Origin of the sequence: Cupriavidus pauculus, from assembly GCF_002858765.1 — a bacterium.
In the GTDB taxonomy this organism is placed as follows: Bacteria; Pseudomonadota; Gammaproteobacteria; order Burkholderiales; family Burkholderiaceae; genus Cupriavidus; species Cupriavidus pauculus_B.
In genome coordinates, this window is record NZ_PJRP01000002.1 from 267,979 (window position 1) to 293,565 (window position 25,587).

The following is a 25,587-nucleotide window of genomic DNA, read 5'->3' on the forward strand; positions in this document are numbered from 1 at the left end:
TCGAAGTGTTTGGCGTGTTGCAGAAACCTCATGTGCTGGTACTTGGCCTCGGTGAATCGGGGCTGGCCATGGCACGCTGGTGCGGCCTGAACGGCTGCCGCGTGCGCGTGGCCGACACACGCGAGGCGCCCGCCAACCTTGCCCTCCTGCAGGTCGAGCTGAGCACGGCGCAGTTCGCGGGCGGCCCGTTTGCCGAAAGCCTGCTCGACGACATCGGCCTGGTGGCGATCAGCCCGGGCCTGTCGCCGCTGGAGGCCGGCACCAAGGCGCTGCTCGATGCCGCCCAGGCGCGCGGCATCCCGGTCTGGGGCGAGATCGAACTGTTCGCCCAGGCGCTGGGTTACCTGGAGGCCACGTCGGGCTACGCGCCGCGCGTGCTGGCCATCACCGGCACCAATGGCAAGACGACCACCACGGCGCTGACCGGCCGCCTGATCGAGCGCGCCGGCAAGACCGTGGGCGTGGCCGGCAACATCAGCCCGTCGGCGCTGGACAAGCTGTCGGCCTGCATCGCCAGCACCACGCTGCCTGATGTCTGGGTGCTGGAGCTGTCGAGTTTCCAGCTGGAATACACGTTCTCGCTGGCGCCGCACGCGGCGACAGTGCTCAACGTCACGCAGGATCACCTGGACTGGCACGGCACTATGGAAGCCTATGCCGCCGCCAAGGCCCGCATCTTCGGTCCGGCCGGCAAGGGCTGCGTGCAGGTGCTGAACCGCCAGGACAAGCTGACGCTGGACATGGCCCGCCCGGGCGCGACGCCTGTGACCTTCGGCACCGACCTGCCCGAGACCGCCGGCAGCTATGGCGTGCTGCGCGACGGCGGCATGCCTTGGTTGATCGTGGCCGAGCCGGATACGGAAGGCGAGCCGGAGCAGAAGCCGCGCCGCCGCAAGAAGGACGAGGTCGTCGAGCAAGCCGTGCCGGTGCGCCACAAGCGCCTGATGCCGGCCGACGCCCTGCATATCCGTGGCCTGCACAACGCCACCAACGCCATGGCGGCACTGGCGCTGTGCCGCGCCATCGACCTGCCGCTGAGCGCGCTGCTGCATGGCCTGCGCGAGTATCGCGGCGAGCCGCACCGTGTGGAATGGGTGGCCACCATCGACGAAGTCGAGTACTTCGACGACAGCAAGGGCACCAATGTGGGCGCCACCGTGGCCGCATTGAACGGACTGGACAAGCACGTGGTGCTGATCGCCGGCGGCGAAGGCAAGGGCCAGGACTTTTCTCCGCTGGCCGCGCCGGTGACGCAATATGCACGCGCCGTGGTGCTGATCGGCAAGGACGCCGGCGCCATCCGCGAGGCACTGGCCGACACCGGCACGCAGATCGTTGACGCCGCCACGCTGGAAGAGGCGGTCGAGAAGTCGGCTGGCCTGGCCGAATCGGGCGATGTCGTATTGCTGTCGCCAGCCTGTGCCAGCCTCGACATGTTCCGCAATTACGTGCATCGCGCGCAGGTGTTCCGCGGCGCGGTGGAAGAACTGGCCCTGTCCCGGGGGATCATGCCATGAGCGACTCGCAGGTCAAGCGCAGCGGATTCATCGGCGCCACCATCGGCAACGCCTGGGGTGGCCTGCGCGACGCGGTGTCGGGCGTCAAGCCGACCCGTTCGCGCATGATGGAGTACGACCAGCCCCTGCTCTGGGTGGCCATCGTGTTGCTGACGTTCGGCCTGGTGATGGTCTATTCGGCATCGATCGCGTTGCCCGACTCGCCGCGCTACGCCAACTACCGCGAGGTGCACTTCCTGATGCGCCATGCGTTCGCGCTGTTCATCGGCCTGTCGGTGGGGCTGGCGGCGTTCCAGGTGCCGGTCAAGGTGTGGGACAAGTACGCGCCCAAGCTGTTCATCATCGCGCTGGTGCTGCTGGTGATGGTGCTGGTGCCGTTCGTGGGCAAGGGCGTGAACGGCGCGCGGCGCTGGATTCCGCTGGGCGTCATGAACTTCCAGCCCTCGGAACTGATGAAGCTGGCCGTGGTGCTGTACGCGGCCAACTACACGGTACGTAAGCAGGAATGGATGCAGACCGTGAGCAAGGGCTTCCTTCCGATGGGCGTGGCCGTGGTGGTGGTGGGCATGCTGCTGCTGTTGGAGCCCGACATGGGCGCGTTCCTGGTGATCGCCGCCGTGGCCATGGGCATCCTGTTCCTGGGCGGCATCAACGGCAAGCTGTTCGCCGGCCTGGTGGGCGTGGCCGTGGGCGCGTTCGCGCTGCTGATCACGGCATCGCCGTGGCGCCGCGAGCGGATCTTCGCGTACCTGAACCCGTGGGAAGAGAGCAACGCGCTGGGCAAGGCGTATCAGCTGACGCACTCGCTGATCGCCTTCGGCCGTGGCGAATGGACGGGCGTGGGGCTGGGCGGCAGCATCGAGAAGCTCCACTACCTGCCCGAGGCGCATACCGACTTCATCCTGGCGGTGATCGGCGAGGAATTCGGCTTCATCGGCGTGCTGGTGATGATCGTGCTGTTCTACTGGCTGGTGCGCCGCTGCTTCAACATCGGCCGCACCGCGCTGCAGCTCGACCGCACGTTTGCCGGCCTGGTGGCCAAGGGCATTGGCGTGTGGGTCGGCTGGCAGACCTTCATCAACATGGGCGTGAACCTGGGCCTGCTGCCCACCAAAGGGCTGACGCTGCCGCTGGTGAGCTACGGCGGCTCGGGCATCCTGATGAACTGCGTGGCGCTGGCCATTGTGCTGCGGATTGACTATGAAAATCGAGTGTTGATGCGTGGAGGGAAGGTATGACCGACCGTACGCTGCTCGTCATGGCTGGCGGCACCGGGGGCCATGTGTTCCCGGGGCTGGCGGTCGCGCGTGAATTGCGCGACGAGGGCTGGCGTGTGGTCTGGCTGGGCAATCGCGCTGGCATGGAAGCCACGCTGGTGCCCAGGCACGACATCCCGATGGAGTACATCCAGTTTGGCGGCCTGCGCGGCAAGGGTCTGGTGACCAAGCTGCTGCTGCCGCTGAACCTGCTGCGCGCGTTCTGGCAGAGCATTGGCGCGCTGCGCCGCGTGAAGCCCGACGTGGTGCTGGGCATGGGCGGCTACATCACGTTCCCGGCCGGGATGATGGCGTCGCTGCTGGGCCGGCCGCTGGTGCTGCACGAGCAGAATTCCATCGCCGGGCTGGCCAACAAGGTGCTGGCGAAGGTGGCGGACCGCGTGCTGTGCGCGTTCCCGGACGCGCTGCCGGGCAGCGAATGGACCGGCAACCCGGTGCGCGCCGAACTGGCGGCGATTCCCGAGCCGGCGTCGCGCTACGACCATCACACCGGGCCGCTGCGGATCCTTGTGGTGGGCGGCAGCCTGGGCGCGGCGGCCTTGAACGACGTGGTACCGAAGGCCTTGGCCCTGCTGCCCGAGGCCACGCGCCCGGTGGTCAAGCACCAGGCCGGGGCGAAACAGATCGACCAACTGCGCGCGAACTATGCGGCGGCGGGCGTGGCCGGCGAGACCGTGCCATTCATCGACGACATGGCGGCGGCCTACGCCGACGCCGATCTGGTCATCTGCCGCGCTGGCGCGATGACGGTTTCGGAAGTGGCGGCCGCCGGGGTGGCCGCGCTGTTCGTGCCGTTCCCGCACGCGGTGGACGACCACCAGACCACCAACGCCAAGTTCCTGTCGAAGCAGGGCGCGGCGTTGCTGGTGCAACAGAACGCACTGACCGCGGAGGGCCTGGCGCAAACGATCGCCGGCCTGGACCGCGGCCAGTTGAAGGACATGGCGCGCGCTGCGCGCAGCCTGGCCAAACCTGAGGCAACCCGGCGTGTCGCCGAGATCTGTCGTCAGATGGCGGGCGAAAAATGAAACGGAAGCAATGAAGCATATCGTCAAGAACATCCACTTCGTAGGGATCGGCGGGGCCGGCATGAGCGGCATCGCGGAGGTCCTGTTGAACCTGGGCTACAAGGTCTCGGGCTCCGACATGGGCAGCAACGCCGCCACGCGGCGCCTGGCCTCGCTGGGCGCGCGCGTGTGCCACGGCCATGACGCCGCCAATGTGGAAGGCGCCAACGCCGTGGTCGTGTCGACCGCGGTGACCAACGACAACCCCGAAGTGCTGGCCGCGCGTGCCAAGCGCATTCCGGTGGTGCCGCGCGCCGTGATGCTGGCCGAACTGATGCGCCTGAAGCAGGGTGTGGCCATCGCCGGCACGCACGGCAAGACCACCACCACCAGCCTGGTGGCGTCGGTGCTGGCCGAGGGCGGGCTCGACCCGACCTTCGTGATCGGCGGCCGCCTGAACTCGGCCGGCGCCAACGCGCGTCTGGGCACCGGCGACTTCATCGTGGCCGAGGCCGACGAGTCGGACGCGTCGTTCCTGAACCTGTTCCCGGTGATGGAAGTCATCACCAACATCGACGCCGACCACATGGACACGTACGGGCATGACTTTGCCCGTCTGAAGCAGGCGTTCGTGGAATTTACCCAGCGCCTGCCGTTCTATGGCATCGCCGTGCTGTGCGTGGATGACCCGAACGTGCGCGAGATCATGCCGTTCGTGTCCAAGCCCGTGGTGCGCTACGGCTTTGCCGAGGACGCCCAGATCCGTGCCATCAACGCCCGCGCGGTGGACGGCCAGATGCATTTCACGGTCTTGCGCCAGCTCAACGGCCATGCCGAGCCGCCGCTGGACGTGGTGCTGAACCTGCCGGGCCTGCACAACGTGCAGAACGCGCTGGCCGCCATCGCCATCGCCACCGAACTGGAGGTGCCCGACGCCGCCATCGTCAAGGCGCTGCGCGAATTCCACGGCGTGGGCCGTCGCTTCCAACGCTACGGGGAGGTAGCCACGCCCGACGGCGCCGGCACGTTCACGCTGGTGGACGACTATGGCCACCATCCGGTGGAAATGGCCGCCACGCTGGCCGCCGCACGCGGGGCGTTCCCGGACCGCCGGCTGGTGTTGGCCTTCCAGCCGCACCGGTTCACGCGGACGCGCGACTGCTTCGAGGACTTCGTGAAGGTGCTGGGCACCGTCGACGCGCTGCTGCTGGCCGAGGTGTACGCCGCCGGCGAGGCGCCCATCGTGGCTGCCGACGGTCGCGCGATGACCCGCGCGCTGCGGGTGGCCAGCAAGGTAGAACCCGTTTTTGTGGAACAGATCGAAGATATGCCCCAGGCGATCCTGGATGCCGTGCGACCTGGCGATGTGGTCGTGACCATGGGTGCAGGCACCATCGGCGCCGTACCGGGACAACTGGTGTCGCACCAGACGGGAGGTCAGCAATGAGCTTCGTGGCCCATCCCAATATCGATCCGAAGTCGCTGGGCAAGGTTGGCGTGCTGCTGGGCGGCCGTTCGGCCGAGCGCGAAATCTCGCTGATGTCCGGCAACGGCGTGCTGGCGGCGCTGAAGTCGCGCGGCGTGGACGCTCACGCGTTCGACCCGGCGCTGCAGTCCGTGGCAGACCTAGCCGCGGCCGGCTTCGACCGCGTCTTCATCGCGCTGCATGGCCGCTATGGCGAGGACGGCACGATGCAGGGTCTGCTGGAACAACTGGGCGTGCCCTATACGGGCAGCGGCGTGCTGGCGTCGGCCCTGGCCATGGACAAGCAGGCCACCAAGCGTCTGTGGATGACGCACGGCCTGGCCACGCCGCGCTTTGCGATGCTGTACGCCAACACCGATTTCGACGCCGTGGTGCGGGATCTGGGGCTGCCGCTGATCGTCAAGCCGGCCCGCGAGGGGTCGTCGATCGGCCTGACCAAGGTCACCGAGGCCGGCCAGATGCGCGAGGCGTTCGAGAAGGCGGCGGGGCTCGATGCCGACGTCATCGCCGAGACTTTTATCGATGGCGACGAGCTGACTTGCCCCGTGGTGGGGGAGGGCGCAACGGCCGAAGCGCTGCCTGTTATCAAGATTGTCGCGCCCGAGTCGAACTACGACTATCAAAATAAGTACTTTACTGACGTTACCCAATACCTGTGCCCGTCAACTTTGCCGGAAGCGCTGGAGAACGAAGTGCGGGCGCTGGCCGTCGAAGCGTTTCGCGTGCTGGGTTGCCGTGGCTGGGCCCGCGCGGACGTGATGCTGACCCGCGATGGCCGCCCGCATCTGCTCGAAATGAACACGTCGCCTGGCATGACCGGCCATTCGCTCGTGCCGATGGCGGCGCGGGCTGCTGGCATCAGCTACGAGGATTTCGTGATGCAGGTGCTGGCTGCCGCCACGCTGGACCTGCATCCGAACGAGCACTGGAAACCCGAATAACCGCAGCACCAAACGGCTGACCGCCCGACCAAACGACCATGTGGCACAACGCGCGCCTGCTCAACCTGATCGCCTCAGCGCTATATGCGCTGGTGGCGCTCATGGCGCTTGGCGCCGGCTTGCTGTGGCTGGCGCAGCGGCCCGTTTTCGCCATCACCCACGTGGAACTTACGTCGCTGGACGGCAGCCAGCTGCGCCACGTGAACGCGCCGAGCGTGCGGGCCAACGCACTGAACAAGCTGTCGGGCAACTTTTTCACGCTGGACCTGAACGCCGCGCGCCAGGCGTTCGAGTCCGTGCCTTGGGTGCGCCATGCCAGCGTGCGCCGCGAATGGCCGAACGGCCTGGCGGTGCAGGTGGAAGAGCATGAGGCCCTGGGCACGTGGGGCGGATCGGACAGCGGCCGGCTGATCAACACCTATGGCGAGGTATTCGTGGCCAACACGGCCGAAGCCGAGGAAGACGCACAGTTGCTGGCGCTGGACGGGCCGGCCGACAGCGAGGAAGACGTGGTCGAGAAGCTGGAAACCATGCGCGAGTGGTTCAAGCCGATCAAGGTCGAGCCGCTGGCGGTGGCGCTGTCGGGCCGCTACGCGTGGCGCGCGAAGCTGTCCAACGGCATGGTGATCGAGTTCGGGCGCGAGCAGAACGACGAAGACCGCTCCGCCATGGAGGCGCGGGTCAAGCGCTTCGTGGCGTCGTGGCCGCAGCTGACCCAGCAGTGGGGCAAGCAGATCGAGTACGCCGACCTGCGGTATCCCAATGGTTTTGCCATTCGCACGGCCAGCGTGCGCTTCCTGACCGATGCCCAGGCGCAGGCCGCGGCCAAGGCAGCGGCCAAGGCGGCAGCGGGCACGGCAGGTTCCCAGGCGGCTTCGGCCGGTAACACCAACAACAATCCGACGCGACTCAAGAGTAAGAACGCGGAGAAAACTCGATGAGCAAGGAATACAAGGACCTTCTGGTCGGTCTCGACATCGGCACCTCGAAGGTGGCGGCCGTGGTGGCGGAACTGCGCCCCGACGGCAGCTATGAGGTCATCGGGATGGGCCAGTCAGAGTCCAAGGGTTTGAAGAAGGGGGTCGTGGTCAACATCGAGGCCACCGTGCAGTCGATCCAGCGGGCGCTGGAAGAGGCCGAACTGATGGCCGATTGCAAGATTGCCGAGGTATTCACGGGCATTGCCGGCAGCCATATCCGCAGCTTCAACTCCAGCGGCATGGTGGCAATCAAGGACAAGGAAGTCACGCAGACTGACGTGGCCCGCGTGATCGAGACCGCCAAGGCGGTGAATATCCCGACAGACCAGCAGATCCTGCACATCCTGACGCAGGAATTCATCATCGACGGCCAGGAAGACGTGCGCGAGCCCATCGGCATGAGCGGCATCCGCCTGGAAGTGAAGGTGCATATCGTCACGGGCGCGGTCAGCGCGGCGCAGAACATCGTCAAGTGCGTGCGCCGGTGCGGACTGGAAGTGCATGACCTGATCCTGCAGCCGCTGGCGTCGAGCCTGGCGGTGCTGACCGAGGACGAGAAGGAACTGGGCGTGGTGCTGGTCGACATCGGCGGCGGCACCACCGACATCGCCATCTTCAGCGAGGGCGCGATCCGCCATACGGCCGTGATCCCCATTGCCGGCGACCAGATTACCAACGACATCGCCATGGCGCTGCGCACGCCGACGCCCGATGCCGAGGACATCAAGATGCAGTACGGCATTGCCAAGCAGGCGATTGCCGACCCGGAAGACATGATCGAGGTGCCTGGCGTGGGCGACCGCGGCACGCGCACGCTGAGCCGCCAGGCGCTGGCCGCTGTGATCGAGCCGCGTATCGAGGAGCTGTATTCGCTGGTCCACCAGGTGGTGCGCGAGTCGGGCTACGAGGAACTGCTGTCGTCGGGCGTGGTCATCACCGGTGGCACGGCGATGATGCCGGGCATGGTCGAGCTGGGCGAGGACATTTTCCTGAAGCCGGTGCGCGTAGGCGTGCCCGAGTACCGCGGCAACCTGCACGAGGTGGTGAAGAGTCCGCGCTATTCGACCGTTATGGGTCTGCTGCAGGAAGGCTGCGTGCAGCGCATGCGTGGCCGCAAGGTGGCCGTGCAGAGCGGCCAGGTGAAACAGGTGTGGACGCGCATGAAGGAATGGTTTGTCGGCAACTTCTGAGCCGTATGCGTGTCAGGATTTTTTCAGTGTGACGATCTTGTTGCAGTCAGCCGATCGGATCGTGGCACGTTGAGCAGGTCAAGCAGTTTTCTGGATGTATTGGCTAGTAGTTCTTTGATGGTTTCTTGTTCAGAAACCAAGGGTTGCGGCGGGGAGGCCGCAGCGTTTGGGGACTGATTTTTCTCGGAGGCAGTGATGGACTTTGACATGATCGAAACGGAGATTCAGGACGGCACCATCATCAAGGTGGTGGGCGTGGGCGGTGCGGGCGGCAACGCCGTGCAGCACATGATCAGCCGTGGCGTGCAGGGCGTGGAATTCATCTGCATGAATACCGACGCCCAGGCGCTGAAGCGTTCGAGCGCTTCGCGCGTGCTGCAGCTTGGCAATTCCGGCCTGGGCGCAGGCGCCAAGCCTGAAGTGGGCCGTAACTGCGCAGAGCAGGCGCGCGAGCAGATCGCCGACTCGCTGCGCGGTGCCCACATGGTCTTCATCACTGCCGGCATGGGCGGCGGTACCGGTACCGGTGCCGCGCCGATCGTGGCGCAGGTGGCCAAGGAAATGGGCATCCTGACCGTGGGCGTGGTCAGCAAGCCGTTCGACTTTGAAGGCGCGCGCCGCGCCAAGGTGGCCGAACATGGCTCGGGCGAGCTGGAATCGTCGGTGGACTCGCTGATCGTTGTGCTCAACGAGAAGCTGTTCGAGGTGATGGGCGACGACGCCGAGATGGACAAGTGCTTCCAGTGCGCCGATGACGTGCTGCACAACGCCGTGGCCGGTATCGCCGAAATCATCAATGTCGATGGCCTGGTGAACGTCGACTTCGAGGACGTGAAGACGGTGATGGGCGAGCAGGGCAAGGCCATGATGGGCACGGCAACCGTGTCCGGCGTGGATCGCGCCCGTCTGGCGGCCGAGCAGGCCGTGGCCAGCCCGCTGCTGGAAGGCGTGGACCTGTCCGGCGCGCGTGGCGTGCTGGTCAACATCACGGCCAGCCGTTCGCTGAAGCTGTCGGAAACCAAGGAAGTCATGAACACGATTCGCAGCTACGCCGCGGAAGATGCGACCGTGATCTTCGGTACGGTGTACGACGACTCGATGAGCGACGCCCTGCGCGTGACCGTGGTGGCCACGGGCCTGGGCCGTTCGGCCAAGAAGCAGCAGCCGATGACGCTGCTGAAGACCGGCACGGACAACATCCCGGTGCAGATGATGGCGGGTCTGACGGCTTCGCCGGCCCATGCATCGCCGGACTACAGCAACCTGGATACCCCGGCGGTGTGGCGCAGTTCGCGTGAGTCGGCATCGGCCCACGTGGCGGCGCTGCAAGAAAAGGGTGTGGATACGTACGACATCCCGGCCTTCCTGCGCAAGCAGGCGGACTAAGTTGGGAACCGGCAGGGCAGCGGCAACCGCCGCGCGCCTGGCAGGTTGCCAGAGGTCCGTCACGCATCGCCTGGGCGCTCCCTATCCGCCCGGCGTTTGCCTGGACTGACGCAACCCGTCAGCGTGTGCGGCTGCGCCGCGCCACGCCGCATGTTGTCCGTCGCATCCCGTTGCCGGGCAGGCAGGCCGTCGGCCGCCTCCCCGGACTGGTTTCCCGCCCCCGGCGGCGGGATGTCTCCGTCCGCGCGGCGCGTTTACCCAACGCGCCGCGCGGCGTTTTGAAGCCCAGGTATTTCCTCCTGCACCCGCATGCCGCGCCGCTTGGTGGCGGCGGCATCCGCCCCTATGATGCAGGCAGGTTTTCGATACTCCCCGTCACGCTAGAGGACTCTTCAAGATGATCGCCGTTGGCCAGCGCGTCCCCGACGCCACGTTGTACGAATTCTTTGAAACCGAGACCGGCGGCTGCGCGCTCGGCCCCAACGCCTTTCCCGTGGCCGAACTGGTCAAGGGCAAGAAGATCGTGGTGTTTGGCCTGCCCGGCGCCTTTACGCCCACCTGCTCGGCCAAGCACGTGCCGGGTTTCGTCAAGCTCAACGACTCGTTGCGCGCCGCGGGCGTGGACGAGGTCTGGTGCCATTCGGTCAACGATGCCTTCGTGATGGGCGCCTGGGGCCGCGAGCAGAAGACCGACGGCAAGGTCCGCATGATGGCGGATGGCGCGGGCCAGTGGACCAAGGCCCTGGGCCTGGACCAGGATCTGAGCCAGCGCGGTCTGGGCGTGCGTGCCAAGCGCTATGCGATGATCATCGACGATGGCGTGGTTACGCACCTGGCTGTGGAAGAACCGGGCGAATTCAAGGTCAGCAGCGCCGAAGCCATTCTGGAAGCGTTGCGCGCCTGACACGAAGCGTGTCAAAAGAAGTGATGTATTGGGCGTTTCATTAACATTGCATAACACCCGGACACAAAGTGGTGCAGCGCAATACAACCAGTAATGGTAGTATCGCGTTATTGGAAATTTACGCCCAATAGCTTTTAATAATAGTTGAGGCCGTCATGCTCAAACAGCGCACTATCAAATCCGTGGTGAAGACGGTCGGCATTGGTTTGCACTCGGGTCGCAAGGTGACGCTGTCGCTGAGGCCGGCCCCGGCCGATACCGGCATCGTGTTCACCCGCGTCGATCTGCCTGAAGCGGTGGAAATTCCCGTGGCTGCCAGCGCCATTGGCGATACCCGCCTGGCGTCGGTTCTGCAGAAGGACGGCGCCCGCGTTTCGACCGTCGAGCACCTGATGTCGGCCTGCTGCGGCCTGGGCATCGACAACCTCTACGTCGACGTCGACGCCGAGGAAATCCCGATCATGGACGGCAGCGCGGCTTCGTTCGTGTTCCTGCTGCAGTCCGCAGGCATCGAGGAGCAGCCGACCGCCAAGCGTTTCATCCGCGTCAAGAAGGCGGTGGAAGTGCGCGAAGGCGACAAGCTGGCCCGCCTGGAGCCGTTCTTCGGTTTCAAGCTCGCGTTCACGATTGACTTCCGCCATCCGGCCGTCGACAAGACCGGCCAGACGTTCTCGATCGACTTTGCCGATACGAGCTATGTCCGCGAGATTGCCCGTGCCCGCACGTTCGGTTTCGCGCATGAGGTGGAAGCGCTGCGCGAAATGGGCCTGGCCCGTGGCGGCAGCCTGGACAACGCGATCGTGCTCGACGAGCACCGCATGCTGAACAACGAGGAACTGCGCTACGGCGACGAGTTCGTGCGTCACAAGATCCTCGATGCGATTGGCGACCTGTACGTGGTGGGTCATCCGCTGATTGGCTCGTACATTGCCCACAAGTCGGGCCATGGCCTGAACAACCAGTTGCTGCGCGCGCTCCTGGCCGATCAGGAAGCCTACGAGATCGTGACGTTCGACAAGGTCGAGGAAGCGCCGACGGCCTTCCTGCCGCAGGTACAGCCGGCCTTCGCCTGATCGTCCACAGACGGTTTCGCCAGATCGAAAAAAGCCCCCGTTCGAGAGAGCGGGGGCTTTTTGTTTGGGCCGCCGATCCGGCAGGCTGCGGGCTCCGGGATCTTGCTGCGTCAGCGGTGATGCGCCAGCAATGCCCGGACGGCGTCCTTCAGCGGCGAATCCTCGAGGTCGCGCGCCAGCGCGTCCATGCTCTGCATGCCGGCCTGCGACAGATTCTGCGAGCGCGGCTTGCGCTCGACCGTCCCGGTGTCCCAGTCGCCGCGTCCCACCTCGGGTTGTACCCGCACCCGGATTGCAGTAACCTGCGAGCCTCGTTGTTGCAGCCGGGAAAGCAATGTGGGCACCACTTGCCTGACCCGCGCGGCGGCCGCGCCATGGGCGGCCAGTAACAGCAGCGTCTGCTCCGCCTGCGGGCCACGGTTGTCGGTCTTGATGCCGCCCACCGCAATGCCGCTCCGCAGGGCTGGCGGCAGCAACGCGAAGACTTCCGCTTCCAGTGACGCCAGTTGCCGCGCGGTCTGCATCAGCGCGGAAACGGGTCCGGACTTGGCCAGCCAATCATTGAGAGGCTTGGCAATCTGGGTCTGGTGAGCGTGGTGGGTGAACAGGCGCATGCGCGCATTCTAGCGCGCAATCCTTGCCCGTCCGAGAGCCGGGATGCGATGCCTGCATGCGCGCCGGTGCCTTTTTTGGCGCCGTCCTTTTGGATATTGGGGAACGGTCATGCAGATCATCGTGCTGCATCCGCGCGAGCCGCGGGTGTTTCGCTTTCATTTGACGCGGCTGCGCGTCGTGTTGTCCGGCCTGGCGCTGTGCGCGCTGGTGGCGGTGGCATCGTCAGGGCTGACCTGGCTGGTGGCCCGCAACGCGGCGGCGCCGGAAATCACCCGCCAGGCGCGCGACAATGCTTACCTGCGCGAGAACCTGGCCGTCATGGCCACCCGGCTGGGCGAACTGCAGGCCCAGATGGTGCGCCTGGATGCGCTCGGCGAGCGCGTGTCCGGCCTGGCAGGCATCTCCCCCCAGGACTTCGATTTCCGGCATCGCCCAGCACGTGGCGGTCCGGCCAGTCCTGCGCAGTCCAGCGACCTGACGATGCCCGAACTGCGCGACGAACTGGCGCAGCTGGGCCGGCAGGCCGACCATCGCGTCGACTACTTCGATGTGATCGAAACCGCGCTGATGGACCGCCAGTTGCGCGAGCGGCGTCAGCCCAGCGTGCTGCCTGTGGCGTCGGGTTACGACGGATCCAGTTTTGGCACGCGCATCGATCCCTTTAGCGGCCGCCGCTCGCAACACGATGGCGTGGATTTCGTCGCGCCCACCGGCACGCCGATCGTGGCCGCTGCTGGCGGGGTCGTGGTGGCGTCCGAATGGCACCACGAGTACGGCAACATGATCGATATCGACCATGGCAATGGCCTCAAGACGCGTTACGCGCACGCATCGAAAGTGCTGGTCAAGGCAGGTGACCTGGTCCGGCCGGGCCAGCTGATTGCTCGCGTGGGCAGCACCGGCCGATCCACCGGTGCACACCTGCATTTCGAGGTCCATGTGAACGGCGTGCCGCGCAACCCGGGCGGGTTCCTGGCTGCCGCGGCGCCTGCGCCTGCGCCGGCCCAGGCACCCCTTGGACCCCTGGCCGTCGCTCCGGCGGCGACCGACCGGACCGCCATCCGCTGATGACCGCCGACCGCCTTCGGGAGGAATGGCCGGAACATTGAAGGCGGCGCACTTGTCCCAACCTGCTGCACGGGCCGCCAGTCAAGGGGCTGGGCTGTTGCACCTGTACAGAAACTGTGCTGGCGACAGGCCCGGTCAGGACATCGGCACATGATAAACTCGGCGTTTTGCGCCAATCTACCCATTCCTCGCGCGGATTTGGCGGGTCTCGTACCGGTCTGCCGCGCAGGTGAAAGCACTCGATGATCACGGGCCTTCTCAAGAAAGTCTTCGGCAGCCGCAATGAGCGGCTGATCAAACAATATCGCCGCACGGTCACGCAGATCAACGCGCTCGAGCCGAAGTTCGAGGTGCTTTCGGACGACGAACTGCGTGGCATGACGGAGACGTTCCGCCAGCGCCATGCTGGCGGCGAATCGCTCGAATCCCTGTTGCCAGAAGCCTTTGCCGTGTGCCGCGAAGCCAGCAAGCGCGTGATGAAGATGCGCCACTTCGACGTGCAGATGATTGGCGGCATGGTGCTGAACGACAACAAGATCGCCGAAATGCGTACCGGCGAAGGCAAGACGCTGACCGCCACGCTGGCCGTGTACCTGAACGCGCTGACCGGCAAGGGTGTGCACGTGGTGACGGTGAACGACTACCTGGCCCAGCGTGACGCCGAGTGGATGGGGCGCCTGTACAACTTCCTGGGCCTGTCGGTGGGTGTGAACCTGTCGCAGATGCCGCACGACCAGAAGCAGCTGGCCTACAACTCCGACATCACCTACGGCACAAACAACGAGTTCGGCTTCGACTACCTGCGCGACAACATGGTCTACGACCCGTCGCAGCGCGTACAGCGTCCGCTGCACTACGCGATCGTCGACGAAGTGGACTCGATCCTGGTCGATGAGGCGCGTACGCCGCTGATCATCTCGGGCCAGGCCGAGAACCAGACCGACCTGTACCAGCGCATGAACGGTATTCCGAAGCTGCTGGAACGCCAGATCGGCGAGGAAAAGGCCGACGGCACGGGCGTCGAGAAGCCAGGCGACTATTACGTGGACGAGAAGGGTCACCAGGTCTACCTGACCGAAGCCGGTCACGAGAAGGCCGAAGAGATCCTGGCCGCGCAAGGGCTGATCGGCGAGGGCGAATCGCTCTACGCGCCGCAGAACATCACGCTGATGCACCACCTGTACGCCGCCCTGCGTGCGCAAAGCCTGTTCCATCGGGACCAGCACTACGTGGTGCAGAACGACGAAGTGGTGATCGTCGACGAATTCACGGGCCGCCTGATGACGGGCCGCCGCTGGTCCGACGGCCTGCACCAGGCCGTGGAAGCCAAGGAAGGCGTGACGATCCAGCAGGAAAACCAGACGCTGGCCACGATCACGTTCCAGAACTACTTCCGCATGTACGAGAAGCTGGCCGGCATGACCGGTACGGCCGATACCGAAGCGTACGAATTCCAGGAAATCTACGGCCTGGAAGTGGTTGTGATCCCGACCAACCGCCAGGCCCAGCGCAAGGACCTGCAGGATCAGATCTACAAGACTTCGAAGGAACGCTACGACGCTGTGGTGCGCGATATCCGCGACTGCTACGACCGTGGCCAGCCGGTGCTGGTGGGTACGACGTCGATCGAAACGTCCGAGTACCTGTCGGACCTGCTGACCAAGGAAAAGCTGCCGCACCAGGTACTGAACGCTAAGCAGCACGAGCGTGAAGCCGAGATCGTGGCGCAGGCCGGACGGCCCAAGATGGTCACGATTGCCACGAACATGGCCGGTCGCGGTACCGACATCGTGCTGGGCGGCAACGTGGAAAAGCAGTCGGGCTTCATCGAAGCGGACCCGAACCTGTCGGACGCCGAGAAGGCCGCGAAGATCGAGCAGCTCAAGGGCGAATGGCAGTCCCTGCACGAGCAGGTCAAGGCATCGGGCGGCCTGCATATCGTGGGCACCGAGCGCCACGAGTCGCGCCGGATCGACAACCAGCTGCGTGGCCGTGCCGGCCGCCAGGGCGACCCGGGTTCGTCGCGCTTCTACCTGTCGCTGGACGACCAGTTGCTGCGCATCTTCGCCGGCGACCGCGTGCGCGCGATCATGGAACGCCTGAAGATGCCCGAGGGCGAGCCGATCGAGGCGGGTATCGTCACGCGCTCGATCGAATCGGCGCAGCGCAAGGTGGAAGGCCGCAACTTCGACATCCGCAAGCAGCTGCTGCAGTACGACGACGTTGCCAACGACCAGCGCAAGGAAATCTACAAGCTCCGTAACGACGTGCTGGAAGCCAAGGACGTCGGCGACATGGTGGGCAACCTGCGTGAAAGCGTGATCGTGGAAATTTTCCGCGACTACGTGCCGGCCGAAAGCATGGAAGAGCAGTGGGACATCGCCGGGCTGGAGCAGCGTCTGCGAGACGACTGGAGCCTGGATGTGCCGCTGGCCAAGACCATCGAGGGTGCGCAGAGCATCGAGGACGAAGAGCTGCTGAACTTGGTCCTGAAGACGGCGCGCGAGACCTACGACGCCAAGGTGACGCAGGTTGGCCGCGAGTCGTTTGCGGGCTTTGAGCGGTCGGTCATGCTGCAGAGCATCGACACGCACTGGCGCGAGCACCTGGCTGCGCTGGATCACCTGCGCCAGGGTATCCACCTGCGCGGCTACGCGCAGAAGGACCCGAAGCAGGAATACAAGCGCGAATCGTTCGAACTGTTCGCCCGCCTGCTGGACGTCATCAAGAACGAAGTCACGCGCGTGGTGTTCAACGTGCAGATCCAGTCGCCGGAGCAACTGGAGCAGGCATCCGAGGAAATCGAGGAAGGCCTGTCGCACCTGGCCAACGTGCAGTACAAGCACGACGAATTCGCCGACGCCGGCGAGCCAGTGGAAGAGGCGTCGCCGCGCAGCAGCACGGCCGCCGCTGCAATGGCCGCGATGGGTGGCGACGTGGCGCTGGCCGGCATGCCCAAGGTCGGCCGCAACGACCCCTGCCCGTGCGGATCGGGCAAGAAGTTCAAGCAGTGCCACGGCAAGCTGAGCTGACGCCGGACCGCCACTGCCGGTGTCGCGCCCACGCGGCGCGACATCGACCGAATCCCTGGACATGCCCGCTTGAGCCCGCCGCTCAAGCGGGCATGTTCATCAGGTGCACCACATAATTTGCAGCAAAGGAAACGAACATGCCCGTGAACTTGCCCCTGCCGCAGGCAGAAAACCTGAAATCCGTTGCTGGCGTCGAACTCGGCTGGGCCGAGGGCGGCATCCGCAAGGCCAATCGCAAGGACGTGCTGGTGGTCAAGGTGGCCGAAGGCAGCACGGTGGCAGGCGTCTTCACGCAGAACCGCTTCTGCGCCGCGCCGGTGCAGGTTTGCCGCGAGCACCTGGCCGCGGACGCCGGCATCCGCGCGCTGGTAGTCAACACGGGCAATGCCAACGCCGGCACCGGCGAACCGGGCCTGGCCGCCGCGCGCGCCACCTGCGACGCGCTGGCGAAGCAGCTTGGCATCGCTGCCAACCAGGTGCTGCCGTTTTCGACCGGCGTGATTCTGGAGCAGTTGCCCGTGGATCGCCTGACTGCCGCGCTGCCCACGGCGATCGCCAATGCGCGCGCCGACAACTGGCTGGCCGCCGCCGAATCGATCATGACCACTGACACGCAGCCCAAGGCCGCGTCGCGCACGTTGCAGATCGACGGCAAGACCGTGACGCTGTCGGGCATCAGCAAGGGCGCCGGCATGATCCGTCCGAACATGGCGACGATGCTTGGCTTTATTGCCATGGACGCCGCAGTGACCCAGCCGGTGCTGCAGAAGCTGGTGTCGCACGCAGCCGATCACTCGTTCAACAGCATCACGATCGATGGCGATACGTCAACCAATGACTCGTTCGTACTGATTGCCTCGGGCAAGTCGGGCGCCAGCGTGACCACCGCCGACGGCGCGGCGTTCGACGCGCTGCGCGACGCGGTGACGTCGCTGGCCCAGGAACTGGCCCAGATGATCGTGCGCGATGGCGAAGGCGCCACCAAGCTGATGTCGATTCACGTGGAAGGCGGCAAGGATGTTGCCGAATGCCGCCAGATCGCCTATGCCGTGGCCCATTCGCCGCTGGTCAAGACCGCGTTCTATGCGTCGGACCCCAACTTGGGCCGTATCCTGGCCGCTGTCGGCTATGCCGGCGTGAACGATCTCGATGTGAACCGCGTCAACCTGTGGCTCGACGACGTCTGGGTGGCGCGCGATGGCGGCCGCAACCCCGACTATCGCGAGGAAGACGGCCAGCGCGTGATGAAGCAGGCCGAGATCACGGTGCGTATCGCGCTGGGCCGTGGCAACGCCGAGGCCACGGTGTGGACCTGCGACCTGTCGCACGACTACGTGTCGATCAACGCCGACTACCGGTCGTAAATAGTAGAACGTCCAAGTTTTCGTCTTTCGTCTGTCGCCTTTCGCCCTGGAAGAAGTGCCCCACCATGTCTGATCTTGCTACCCGCCTCGATAGCTTCCTTGCCCGTCTTGAACAATGGCTGCCGCCCGAACTGACCGAGGCGGACTGGAAGGAGGCGGTAGCGTTCCGCTGGCGCAAGCGGCAGAGCCTGTTCGGCAACATCGGCTATCTGCAGGCCATCCGCCAGTTGCCGCCGATCCACTTGAACGATCTGAAGAACATCGATCGCCAGAAGGACTCGATCGTGGCCAACACGCGCCAGTTCGTCAAAAGCCTGCCGGCCAATAACGTGCTGCTGACTGGCGCACGCGGCACGGGCAAGTCGTCGCTGATCAAGGCCATCCTGAACGAATTTGTGCAGCAGGGCCTGCGTCTGGTGGAAGTGGACAAAGACGACCTGGGCGACCTGGGCGATATCGTCGAAAAACTGGCCTCGCGGTCGGAGCGCTTTGTGATCTTCTGCGACGACCTCTCGTTTGAGGAGGGCGAGTCGGGCTACAAGTCGCTGAAGTCGGCACTCGACGGCTCGGTGGCCGCCCAGTCTGACAACGTACTGATCTACGCCACGTCGAACCGCCGCCATCTGCTGCCCGAGTACATGACAGACAACGAGACGTACCAGCACACGTCAGATGGCGAGATCCATCCGGGCGAAGTGGTGGAAGAGAAGATCTCGCTGTCCGAGCGGTTCGGCCTGTGGCTGTCGTTCTACCCGCCGAAGCAGGACGAGTACCTGGCGATCGTCGGACACTGGCTGTCGCACTTTGGGTGCACGCCGGCCGATATCGAGGCGGCGCGCGGCGACGCGCTTGTGTGGGCGCTGGAACGCGGCTCGCGCTCGGGCCGGGTGGCCTGGCAATTTGCGCGCGACTGGGGCGGCAAGCATGGCAAGCCGTTCGTGGCTGACAAGGAATAACTGGGCATGACGGCGCAGGTGGAAACCGTGACGATGGCCGACGGACAGACGCGCAAGGTCACCGAGGTGGCAGTGGGCGTGATGATCCAGCCCGATGGGCGCTTCCTGCTGGCGCAACGCCCGGCCGGCAAGCCGTACGAGGGCTTCTGGGAATTCCCGGGCGGCAAGCTGGAACCGGGCGAATCGGTGGAGGATGCGCTGGCGCGCGAGTTGCACGAGGAGCTTGGGCTCGACATCCTGCGCAGCGAACGCTGGCACACGCTCGAACATGATTATCCGCACGCCTATGTGCGGCTGTATTTCTGCAAAATCACCGACTGGCGCGGCGAGCCGGTTGGCAGGGAAGGCCAGGCATTTTCCTGGCAGGCGGTGCCCGTGGACGTGGGACCGCTGCTACCGGCGACCATCCCGGTCGTCGAATGGCTGGCGGAGGAATCTCGCGCCAGTTGAACGCAGGTAAAGCATGCCCGGCCACAAGCCGGGCATTTTCGTTAACCAGCCGGAAAACGAATCAGGAGGCTCCATGCAACGTGTCGATCGTATCGATGATGCTGTCTCGCTGCCCGAACTGACCCTGCGCGGCATCATCCTCGGTGCCCTCATTACGGTGGTGTTCACCGCTTCCAACATCTACCTTGGCCTGAAGGTCGGGCTGACGTTCTCGTCGGCCATTCCGGCCGCCGTGATCTCGATGGCCGTGCTGCGGCTGTTTCCGGGTGCCAACATCCTGGAAAACAACATGGTGCAGACGCAGGCGTCAGCGGCGGGCACCTTGTCTTCGATCATCTTCATCCTGCCCGGCCTGGTGATGCTGGGCCACTGGCAGGGTTTTCCGTTCTGGCAAACGCTGGCAATCTGCGCGGCCGGCGGCATGCTGGGCGTGATTTTCAGCATTCCGCTACGCCACGCGATGGTGGTGCAAAGCGACCTGCCGTACCCCGAGGGCGTGGCGGCGGCCGAAATCCTGCGCGTGGGCAGCGCCGGACAGGACGCCACGGGCAAGAAGCAGGCGACCGGCCTGGCCGATCTGATGGCCGGTGGCCTGGCGGCGGGCCTGTTCAGCATTGCGGCGGGTGGCCTGCGCGTGCTGGCCGAAGGCGCCAATGCCTGGCTAGCCGCGGGGGCTTCGGTGGTGCGCCTGTCGATGGGCTTTTCGTTGGCGCTGGTAGGCGCCGGCTATTTGGTGGGCATCGTCGGCGGGTTGGCGATGCTGCTCGGCCTGGTGCTGACCTGGGGGATTGCGGTGCCGTGGCTGACGGCGGTCACGCCGATGCCGGCGGGCGCGACGCTGCAGAGCTTCGGCACGTCGATCTGGAGCACGCAGGCGCGGTTCATCGGCGCCGGCACGATTGGTATCGCGGCCATCTGGACGCTCGGCACGCTGTTCAAGCCGATGGTGGAGGGCGTGCGCGCGTCGATGGGCGCACTGCGCGGCGGCGCGGGCGGGGCAGGTGGCCAGATGCCCCGCACGCAGCGCGACATGCCGGCGGCCTGGATCGGAATCATCACACTGGTGCTGCTGGGGGTGCTGGCCGTGACGTTCGGATACTTCCTGGCCCCGGCGCCGCTCGACAGCAGCGCCACGTGGAAGCTCGTGGCGTGCGCGGTGCTGTTTGCTTTCGTCTTCGGCTTTCTGGTGGCGGCCGCGTGTGGCTACATGGCTGGCCTGGTCGGCTCGTCGGCCAGCCCGATCTCGGGCATCGGCATCATCGCCGTGATCCTGGTGTCGCTGCTGATCCTGGGCCTGGGCACGCTCGAGGGACTGCTCGATACACCGGAAGGCGGCAGGTTCGCCATTGCGCTGGCGATATTCACGACGTCGGCAGTGGTGGCCGTGGCATCGATCTCGAACGACAACCTGCAGGACCTGAAGACGGGCTGGCTGGTGGGCGCCACGCCGTGGCGCCAGCAGGTGGCACTGCTGATTGGCTGCGCGGTGGGCGCGGCGGTGATCCCGCCGGTGCTGGAACTGCTTTATCACGCCTACGGCTTCGCGGGTGCGTTGCCGCGCGCCGACATGGACCCGAACGCGGCCCTGGCAGCGCCGCAAGCCACGCTGATGACGGCGATTGCCACGGGCATTTTCACGCACCAGTTGAACTGGACCATGATCCTGATCGGCGTCGGGTTAGGCGTGGTGCTGATCGCCATCGATGAAATGCTGCGTCGACGCGGCGGCGTGGCCCGCCTGCCGGTGCTGGCCGTGGGCATCGGCATCTATCTGCCGCCGACGATCAGTTCGGCGCTGGTGGTGGGCGCGGTGCTGTCTTGGTGGCTGCTGCGCACGGAGCGGCGCCGCGCCGAGGCGCGTGGTGATGACGTGAAGACGGTAGTCGAACACGCGGAGCGACGTGGCACGCTGTTGGCATCGGGACTGATCGTCGGCGAAAGCCTGGTCGGCGTGGCACTGGCGGCGGTGATCGGCCTGTCTGGCAAGGAGGCGCCGCTGGCGCTGGTGGGCGAAGGGTTTGCCACAACGGCGCAGTGGCTGGGCCTGGCGGCGTTTATTGCCGTGTGCGCCGGGTTCTGCCGGAGAGTGCTGACGGCGCGGTAACGCGTGTGCGGTTGCCTTGTGATCCTCTCCCCTACGCTGCGGGAGAGGGGCGCAACCTGCGGGAAGGACGGATCAGTCTTCCTCGTCCGCGGGCAGGTCCGGCGATGGCGTTTCGTCCGGCTTTCCGCCGATGACATACTTCTCGGCCGCCCAAGCGCCAAGATCGATCTGTTTGCAGCGATCGGAACAGAACGGGCGGAACTTGTTTTCCGGCACCCAGGCAACGTCCTTGCCGCAGGTGGGACATTTGACGACGGCTGGCATTGCTGACTTCAGAAATTGCAGAGTTTGAGCAGGAAGGGGATGTCCGCGTCCACGGAGCGCGGCCGCATATCGCCGTCCTGCTGAGTAAAGCGCACCCAGAGCATGTACTTGTTAGCGCTCATCTCGGGGATGAAGGCCAGCAGCGATTCGTCCAGATACACCTGCATCAACTGGTAGCTGCGGCCGGACAGCATCTGCTGATAGCTGCCGCCCGTGGCGATGACCTTGCCGCTCTGGCCCGATTCGCGCAGCAAACGCAGCACGATGGTCGCGCCCATGCGCAGCGAGGTCAGCGGCCGGGCCCACTTGAGGATATCGGCCTGGCGATCTTCGGCGGGACGGTGTTGCCAGGCATAGTAGGCCGGCAGGTCGAATTCGCAGGTGCCGCCGGGAATGATCGCCCGGCTGCGGATGCTGGTGAGCCACTCGTTGTCGGTCAGCAGCTGGCCGGCCTTACCAACCGTCTGGCTCAGTGCCGCGATACCCTGTTCGACTTCGGTGATGACGTTGACCAGCGCGTCCTGATCGATCTGCGGATTGGCACGCAGCGGCGCTAGCGCCTGGCGCTGACGCTCCAGTTCCTTGATCAGGTCGGTCTTGAGATCGGCACGGCCGGCCACGTCGATGATCTCAAAAATCGTCGTGATGGCAACGTGGTGCTGCAGCGGATGTTCCCGCCCGAGGAAATAATCCAGCCGATCGAACAGGTCTTCCAGGCGCAGGAGCGTCCTGATGCGTTCGTTGAAAGGATATTCGTACAGGATCAAGTCGGTATCCGTGCTGCGCGCCGAATGGCGGTTCGTAGGCGAGGGCGCCCGGCGGTGCTGCCGCCAGTTTCTCCGCGCACGTTGGTAGCCCAGTCGTGGCACAGAGGCCGGGAGCCGTCACTCAGCGCATTTTCCCCGGCATGTTTCAGCGCATTCTATGCGAGTCGGAGCCCAAGGACAAATCGAAAGTTCCCCGGGCTGCCCAGATCGAACGGACCCGGTGCCGCGTGACACCCGACCGGGTGACCCTTGGGTCGTCTTACGCGCCAGCCTGGCTGGCCGATAGTCCGCGATACAGCGCATCGAGCCGCGCCACCTGTGGTGCGAGTGCTTCGGGCGGGCCATCGTTATCGATCACGTCGTCGGCCACGGCCAGGCGTGCGGCGCGGGTGGCCTGCTTGTGCATGATGGCCAGCACCTGGTCGCGCGTGAACCCGTTCCGGCCAATGACGCGCGCCACCTGGGTCTCTTCCTGGCAGTCGACCACCAGCACGCGCCCCACGCGCGCGCGCCACGTGCCCGATTCCACGAGCAGCGGGACTACATAGATCAGGTAGGGATGTTGGCCGGCAGATCGGATGGCTGCCGCGCGGGCTTCGGTCAACTGGCGGATCAGCGGATGCGTGATGCCTTCCAACCGGGTCTTGGCCGAAGGGTCGGAAAACACCAGCGCGCGCATGGCGTCGCGGTCCATCGCGCCATCGGACCGCAGGCAGCGCGGGCCGAAGGCTTCCACCAGCGGGGCGATGGCTGCGCCGCCAGGCGCGGTAATCTCGTGGGCAAGCAGATCGGTATCGATCAACGCGGCACCGCGCTCGGCAAACATGTCCGCAACGCGGGTCTTGCCGGAGCCGATACCGCCCGTAAGGCCGATTTCCAGCATGGGAGCAGGCAGGGGAGTCATTGGCGATGGTGCCCACAATACCAGCTTTGGCCGCCCCGATTGCGATGGCGGCGGGCCGGCGATCCTAGTGGCCCGCGATCAGCCCCAGCGGCAGCACGTCCGGGCCCAGGAACAGTACGATCAGTCCCGCCCCGGCAATGTATGGGCCGTACGGAAACGCCGTGTTGCGGCCCTTGCGCTGAACCACCAGCATCAAGCCGCCGATGATGGCGCCGACAATCGACGACATCAGAATCAGTGCCGGCAGTGCCTGCCAGCCAAACCATGCGCCCAGGGCGCCCATGAGCTTGAAGTCGCCATGGCCCATGCCGGGCTGGCCGCGCACCAGCGAGAACACCAGATTGACGGTCCACAGCACCAGGTATCCGGTGGCGGCGCCGATCACGGCGTCGGCCAGCGGCGCGAACCATCCCTGCAGGTTCAGCAGCAGACCCAGCCATAGCAGGGGCAGTGTGATCTGGTCCGGCAGCAGCTGGGTATCGGCATCGATCAGGAACAGCGCCACCAGGGCCCAGATCATGACGATGGCCGCCAAGGCCTGGACCGTCGGCCCGAAGTGCCACATCGCCAGCGCGGTCAATGCCCCGCTCACCGCCTCCACCAGCGGATAGCGCACGCTGATCGTCGTCTTGCACGACGAGCATTTGCCGCGCAGGAACAGGTAGCTGACGATCGGCACGTTTTCCCAGGCGGCGATCTGGTGCCCGCAGTGCGGGCAGGCCGAGCGCGGCACCATGAGGTTGTAACGCTCGGGGTGCGGCAGGGGCTCGTCGCGAAGCTCGGCAATGTAGTTGGCCTCTTCGTGATCCATCATCTTCGGCAGGCGATGGATCACGACATTGAGAAAGCTGCCCACCAGCAGGCCCAGCAGGCCGGCCACGACGATGACGAAAGGCACCGGCAGCGCCGCCAGCGAATCGAGCGTGGCGGCGCCGGCCGGTCCGAAAACTGCTTGCATGCGAGATACCTGTTGTTAGACCACCTGGCCAAGCTTGAAGATCGGCAGGTACATGGCAACCACCATGCCACCGATCATCACACCGAGGATCACGATGATCAGCGGTTCGATCAGGCTCGAAATGGCGGCCACGGCGTCGTCCACCTCACGCTCGTAGAATTCCGCCACCTTCAGCAGCATGTTGTCCAGTGCGCCGGATTCCTCGCCGATCTGGGTCATCTGCAGCACCATGTTGTCAAACAGGTGCGTGCCCTGCATGGCATTGGTGAGGCTGGTACCCATGCGCACGGCCTGTTCGATTTCACGCGTGGCATCGTAATACAGCCAGTTGCCGGCCGCGCCCGCGACGGACTCCATCGATTCCACCAGCGGCGTGCCGGCCGCGAACATCGTGGCCAGCGTGCGGGTCCAGCGTGCGACCACGGCCTTGCGGAACAGGCTGCCGAAGATCGGCAGCTTCAGCAGCACCTTGTCATGCCAGCGTTGGACTTTTTCCGATTTCTTGCGGGCGCGGATGTAGCCGATGATCGACAGGACCGGGCCGCCGACAATCAGGTACCAGTACTCGACGAAGAAATCGGACATGCCGATCACCATCTGAGTGGGAGCAGGCAGCGCCGCGCCGAAGCTCGAAAACACCCCCTTGAAGGCCGGGATCACGAACAGCATCAGCACCACGGTCACGGCAAAGGCCACGGTCAGCACGGCGATCGGGTAGATCATCGCCGACTTGATCTGGCTCTTCAGCGCGATGCTCTTTTCCATGTACAGCGACAGGCGCTCGAGCAGGGCGTCGAGAATACCGCCCTGTTCACCGGCATCGATCAGGTTGCAGTACAGCGTGTCGAAGTACTTCGGATGGCGCCGGAAGGCCTGCGCCATGCTGCTGCCCGCCTCGATGTCGAAGCGGATGTCGCTCAGCAGCTGGGTGAAGTTCGGGTTGGCATGGCCGCGCGCGATGATGTCGATCGATTGCAGCAGCGGGATGCCGGCCTTGAGCATGGTCGACAGTTGGCGGGTGAAGTACGCGATGTCCTTTTCGGTGATCTTCTTGCCGCGCGCCGCCTTGCGCTTCTTCATCTTGACGACGGTCAGGCCCTGCTTGCGCAGGGTAGTGGTGACCTCCGCCTGGCTTTCGGCCCGCTGCTCGCCCTTGAAGGTCTTGCCCTTGCGGTCCTTGGCCTCCCACTCGAAGATGTATTGCGTGGGCGCCTTCCGCCCTGTCCTGGCCCGTGACGGCGCTGCCGTCCGGGCGCCCGCCGCTGGTGCGCGCGTCGCCATGATTTGACCCCCGAAATATTGCTATTGTTTTTTGGCACCCGCAACCCGATGCGGATGCCGGTT

Annotated in this window: 22 protein-coding genes; 16 read left to right on the plus strand and 6 right to left on the minus strand. The window is 65.4% G+C overall.

Translation table 11 applies throughout. The features are described 5' to 3' along the window. Positions 1-5 precede the first annotated feature (5 nt). The 10 genes from murD to lpxC all read left to right on the plus strand — a co-directional run bounded on the left by murD (position 6) and on the right by lpxC (position 11,761). The gene (gene murD / locus CYJ10_RS06070; RefSeq protein ID WP_101680616.1) at positions 6-1,517 is read left to right on the plus strand and encodes a UDP-N-acetylmuramoyl-L-alanine--D-glutamate ligase; all 1,512 of its coding nucleotides are present in this window, start codon (positions 6-8) and stop codon (positions 1,515-1,517) included. Next, on the plus strand, positions 1,514-2,755 hold the full coding sequence (gene ftsW / locus CYJ10_RS06075) for a putative lipid II flippase FtsW (protein ID WP_101680617.1): 1,242 nt from the start codon (positions 1,514-1,516) through the stop codon (positions 2,753-2,755). Before murD ends, ftsW begins: the two co-directional genes overlap by 4 nt. Then, positions 2,752-3,822 (plus strand): undecaprenyldiphospho-muramoylpentapeptide beta-N-acetylglucosaminyltransferase, encoded by a 1,071-nt coding sequence (gene murG, locus CYJ10_RS06080; RefSeq protein WP_101680618.1) that lies wholly within the window; start codon positions 2,752-2,754, stop codon positions 3,820-3,822. The genes ftsW and murG overlap by 4 nt, the downstream gene beginning before the upstream one ends. A gap of 10 nt (positions 3,823-3,832) precedes the next feature. Beyond that, complete coding sequence (gene murC / locus CYJ10_RS06085) at positions 3,833-5,248, plus strand: UDP-N-acetylmuramate--L-alanine ligase (RefSeq protein ID WP_101680619.1); 1,416 nt, start codon at positions 3,833-3,835, stop codon at positions 5,246-5,248. Next, the gene (locus CYJ10_RS06090) at positions 5,245-6,228 is read left to right on the plus strand and encodes a D-alanine--D-alanine ligase (RefSeq protein WP_101680620.1); all 984 of its coding nucleotides are present in this window, start codon (positions 5,245-5,247) and stop codon (positions 6,226-6,228) included. Before murC ends, CYJ10_RS06090 begins: the two co-directional genes overlap by 4 nt. 38 nt (positions 6,229-6,266) lie before the next feature. Next, positions 6,267-7,169: a cell division protein FtsQ/DivIB gene (locus tag CYJ10_RS06095; RefSeq protein ID WP_101680621.1), complete on the plus strand. Its 903-nt coding sequence runs from the start codon at positions 6,267-6,269 to the stop codon at positions 7,167-7,169. Further along, a complete protein-coding gene (ftsA, locus tag CYJ10_RS06100; protein WP_061955279.1) occupies positions 7,166-8,398 on the plus strand; it encodes a cell division protein FtsA in 1,233 nt (410 codons plus the stop codon). The genes CYJ10_RS06095 and ftsA overlap by 4 nt, the downstream gene beginning before the upstream one ends. Positions 8,399-8,593: 195 nt before the next feature. After that, positions 8,594-9,784, plus strand: coding sequence for a cell division protein FtsZ (ftsZ, locus tag CYJ10_RS06105; protein WP_101680622.1), 1,191 nt, complete (start codon positions 8,594-8,596; stop codon positions 9,782-9,784). A gap of 397 nt (positions 9,785-10,181) precedes the next feature. Further along, positions 10,182-10,688 (plus strand): peroxiredoxin, encoded by a 507-nt coding sequence (locus CYJ10_RS06110; protein ID WP_101680623.1) that lies wholly within the window; start codon positions 10,182-10,184, stop codon positions 10,686-10,688. Between the two features lie 155 nt (positions 10,689-10,843). After that, on the plus strand, positions 10,844-11,761 hold the full coding sequence (gene lpxC / locus CYJ10_RS06115) for a UDP-3-O-acyl-N-acetylglucosamine deacetylase (protein ID WP_101680624.1): 918 nt from the start codon (positions 10,844-10,846) through the stop codon (positions 11,759-11,761). Between the two features lie 110 nt (positions 11,762-11,871). Here the strand turns inward: lpxC and CYJ10_RS06120 are convergent, their stop codons facing one another. Continuing rightward, complete coding sequence (locus CYJ10_RS06120; RefSeq protein WP_101680625.1) at positions 11,872-12,375, minus strand: DciA family protein; 504 nt, start codon at positions 12,373-12,375, stop codon at positions 11,872-11,874. Between the two features lie 109 nt (positions 12,376-12,484). On the opposite strand from CYJ10_RS06120, the gene CYJ10_RS06125 reads away from it, so the two are divergent. From CYJ10_RS06125 to CYJ10_RS06150, 6 genes are all read left to right on the plus strand, one after another. Then, positions 12,485-13,444, plus strand: coding sequence for a M23 family metallopeptidase (locus tag CYJ10_RS06125; RefSeq protein ID WP_101680626.1), 960 nt, complete (start codon positions 12,485-12,487; stop codon positions 13,442-13,444). Positions 13,445-13,686: 242 nt separating this feature from the next. Then, entirely contained in the window at positions 13,687-16,476 is a 2,790-nt protein-coding gene (gene secA, locus CYJ10_RS06130; RefSeq protein ID WP_101680627.1) for a preprotein translocase subunit SecA, read from the plus strand. 137 nt (positions 16,477-16,613) lie between these two features. Beyond that, positions 16,614-17,840: a bifunctional glutamate N-acetyltransferase/amino-acid acetyltransferase ArgJ gene (gene argJ / locus CYJ10_RS06135; RefSeq protein WP_101680628.1), complete on the plus strand. Its 1,227-nt coding sequence runs from the start codon at positions 16,614-16,616 to the stop codon at positions 17,838-17,840. 65 nt (positions 17,841-17,905) lie between these two features. Beyond that, complete coding sequence (locus CYJ10_RS06140) at positions 17,906-18,796, plus strand: ATP-binding protein (RefSeq protein ID WP_101680629.1); 891 nt, start codon at positions 17,906-17,908, stop codon at positions 18,794-18,796. A gap of 6 nt (positions 18,797-18,802) precedes the next feature. Beyond that, positions 18,803-19,246 (plus strand): NUDIX domain-containing protein, encoded by a 444-nt coding sequence (locus CYJ10_RS06145; protein ID WP_101680630.1) that lies wholly within the window; start codon positions 18,803-18,805, stop codon positions 19,244-19,246. A 73-nt stretch (positions 19,247-19,319) separates the two neighbouring features. Then, the gene (locus tag CYJ10_RS06150) at positions 19,320-21,350 is read left to right on the plus strand and encodes an OPT family oligopeptide transporter (RefSeq protein WP_101681049.1); all 2,031 of its coding nucleotides are present in this window, start codon (positions 19,320-19,322) and stop codon (positions 21,348-21,350) included. Between the two features lie 72 nt (positions 21,351-21,422). Here the strand turns inward: CYJ10_RS06150 and CYJ10_RS06155 are convergent, their stop codons facing one another. From CYJ10_RS06155 to CYJ10_RS06175, 5 genes are all read right to left on the minus strand, one after another. Then, positions 21,423-21,614 carry a DNA gyrase inhibitor YacG gene (locus tag CYJ10_RS06155; protein ID WP_101680631.1) on the minus strand — a complete coding sequence of 64 codons (192 nt, stop codon included), beginning with the start codon at positions 21,612-21,614 and terminating at the stop codon, positions 21,423-21,425. A gap of 8 nt (positions 21,615-21,622) precedes the next feature. Further along, positions 21,623-22,381: a cell division protein ZapD gene (gene zapD / locus CYJ10_RS06160; RefSeq protein WP_101680632.1), complete on the minus strand. Its 759-nt coding sequence runs from the start codon at positions 22,379-22,381 to the stop codon at positions 21,623-21,625. 259 nt (positions 22,382-22,640) lie between these two features. Then, positions 22,641-23,264, minus strand: a complete 624-nt coding sequence (gene coaE / locus CYJ10_RS06165; RefSeq protein ID WP_101680633.1) for a dephospho-CoA kinase — start codon at positions 23,262-23,264, stop codon at positions 22,641-22,643. An 85-nt stretch (positions 23,265-23,349) separates the two neighbouring features. Then, positions 23,350-24,243, minus strand: a complete 894-nt coding sequence (locus CYJ10_RS06170; protein WP_101680634.1) for a prepilin peptidase — start codon at positions 24,241-24,243, stop codon at positions 23,350-23,352. 15 nt (positions 24,244-24,258) lie between these two features. Further along, on the minus strand, positions 24,259-25,524 hold the full coding sequence (locus tag CYJ10_RS06175; RefSeq protein WP_101680635.1) for a type II secretion system F family protein: 1,266 nt from the start codon (positions 25,522-25,524) through the stop codon (positions 24,259-24,261). Between the last annotated feature and the right edge of the window lie 63 nt (positions 25,525-25,587).